General features: G+C 50.9%; 2 protein-coding genes. One reads left to right on the forward strand and one right to left on the reverse strand.

Annotated features, from left to right (window positions below; translation table 11 throughout):
* Positions 1 to 60: 60 nt before the first annotated feature.
* Entirely contained in the window at positions 61 to 1,560 is a 1,500-nt protein-coding gene (locus KDK14_RS14045) for a flagellar biosynthesis protein FlhA (RefSeq protein WP_257265801.1), read from the forward strand.
* A gap of 87 nt (positions 1,561 to 1,647) precedes the next feature.
* On the opposite strand, the gene KDK14_RS14050 is transcribed toward KDK14_RS14045, so the two are convergent.
* The coding region (locus tag KDK14_RS14050; protein WP_257265802.1) for a hypothetical protein at positions 1,648 to 2,293 on the reverse strand (646 nt) is incomplete at its 5' end.

Genomic DNA, 2,293 nt, shown 5'->3' on the forward strand with positions numbered 1-2,293 from the left:
ATCGACGTTTATTATAGCAGCTGATTCATGACGTACGATCAGTGGTAATCAGGATATGATATGAGTGGCACCGAAGCAGTACAGCTTTATGGGCTGATGACCATTGGTGACGGGCTGGTGGCCCAGATTCCTTCCCTGCTGCTATCCACGGCGGCCGCCATTATGGTGACCCGCATATCCGGGGCTGTGGACATGAACCAGCAGGTTCGACAGGAAATTATCGGTCAGCCCAGGGCGTTGATGGTCGCTGCCGGGGTATTGGTGGTGATTGGTCTGGTACCGGGTATGCCCCATGTGGCCTTTATTATCCCAGGCTTAATGATGATGTTGTTTGTCTATCGCCGTATAGTCAGGGAAAGAAGCATTGAACGACAAAATGCACTGGCTGGTAAAGCGGATGAAAGCAGCATGGCGTCAAGGGAGCGCCTCACCTGGCAGGATATATCGGTGGTTGACCCCATTGGCCTGAATATTGGCTATCGTGTGATATCACTGCTGAATCAGAAGACCCCCGGGGATCAGGCAAACAATCACGTGACTGATCTTGTGACAACTGATTTTGTGACAACTGATCTTGTAACAAAAGGTGAACTGGCCAGTCAGATCAGGCACCTGCGACGGGAATTGTCAGAAAAATATGGCTTTCTGATACCCATGATTCATATACGCGATAACCTGAACCTGGACCCGGACAGTTATTCTATTCAGCTGCATAACGTTGCCGTTGACCATTTTACCCTGCACTTGGACCAGCTACTGGCCATTGCCATGGAGAATGCCCGGCCGCTGCCTTTTGCCCCGCCGGTGAAAGATCCCTGTTATGGGTTGACGTCTTACTGGATTCCTGTGACGGAACGGGCGGCATCAATGCAGGCAGGTTATACAGTGGTTGATTGTTCCACCGTGATTACCACCCATGTTGGCAGGATGATAGAAAATCATATCGACGATCTGTTCGGGTTCGAAGAGACCCAGGGGTGGCTGACCCATCTCCGGCAAGTATCACCGAAGTTATGCGACGAACTGGTTCCGGATAAACTGCCTGCGGGCATATTGATGCAAATTCTCAAACGACTACTGGCGGATAATATTGCCATTGCCGACAGCCCACGCATTGCCGCCACATTGCTGGCGGCTGCGGAGCCACAGCAGGATATTCTGGCGCTGCTGAGACAGGTTCGTATCACCTTACGACGACAGATTATCGACCCCCTGATCAATCATCAGGCTCTGCCGGAACAGCTGGCTGTGTTTACCCTGTCACACGAGCTGGAAAAAATGTTGTTGATGGCCAGGGAACAGGCCAGACGGGACCCGCAGTTTTCAGAAGAGTCTTTCGTTATTGAGCCCAGCCTGTCGTTGCAACTGCAGAACAATATTCCAGAGTTGGTCCGGAAGGCTCATGCCAAACAGGTGGAACCCGTGTTGCTGGTCACACCCCAGCTCTGGCCCCTGCTTTCCCGGTATAGCCGTATTGCGCAATACCGGTCATTAACAATACTGTCGTTTCAGGAGATCCCGGATGATCTTCAGGTGGAAATCATCGGACAGTTGGGATGAGACAAATCCTGCATTTCAGAGTTAGCCACCCTTCATTTTTTGGCCAAACGAGCTTTCATCATCGGCGCTGTCGTTGACCGGCAGCTTCTACGGCTGGCTTGGCCGGGCCAATTCAGGGATAGTGAGAACTGCAGATATCAGGATATGGTCAGAGGGATAGTCCTCAATGCCTCCATCCATCTGATCCCGGAAGCCATTATAGTTATTTTCAAGCTTACACCCTGGCTTTTCGTCACTACACAAGGTTATGTAATCTATCTGGGGCTTATCACCCCCTTCTGAATTCAGTTCGCAGGGTTCCTGATCCTCCGGGTTCTGTGGTGGCAAGAAGCCATGGTCAGATGATATTTTTAAACGGTAAAGATCATCCGGAACCTGACCACTGGTCTGCTCGCAGGTACGACTGGCAAAGCGGTCGTCTTCATTGAAATCCCCACCGGTAACCATGGCAACGACCTTGACGCCGTGATCAGCTTGAACCTTATTTACAAATTCCAGCTGATTTTGTAGATGGCGCTCATGCTGTATTGCGCCGGGTAGCCTGGAAGCATCCATTTGAGGTCCCCCTGGTGCATCTCGGTCAAAACCCACCAAGTGCTCGGAGCCAACAGAAAAGGCAAGATCGGTGCCTTTGAGTTTGAATACACAGATGGCTACCTTTCTGCCGGTAATCTTTTTGATAATCCTGTTTTTATTTGCTTCTTCTGCGTGTGTTGACAGGAGGGGACTGTTT

Origin of the sequence: Endozoicomonas sp. ONNA2 (assembly GCF_024606365.1) — a bacterium.
Lineage (GTDB): Bacteria > Pseudomonadota > Gammaproteobacteria > Pseudomonadales > Endozoicomonadaceae > Endozoicomonas.

Coding starts and splice junctions, on each gene's coding strand:
- KDK14_RS14045 (WP_257265801.1), top strand. CDS start 61: ATGAGTGGCACCGAAGCAGTACAGCTTTATGGGCTGATGACCATTGGT.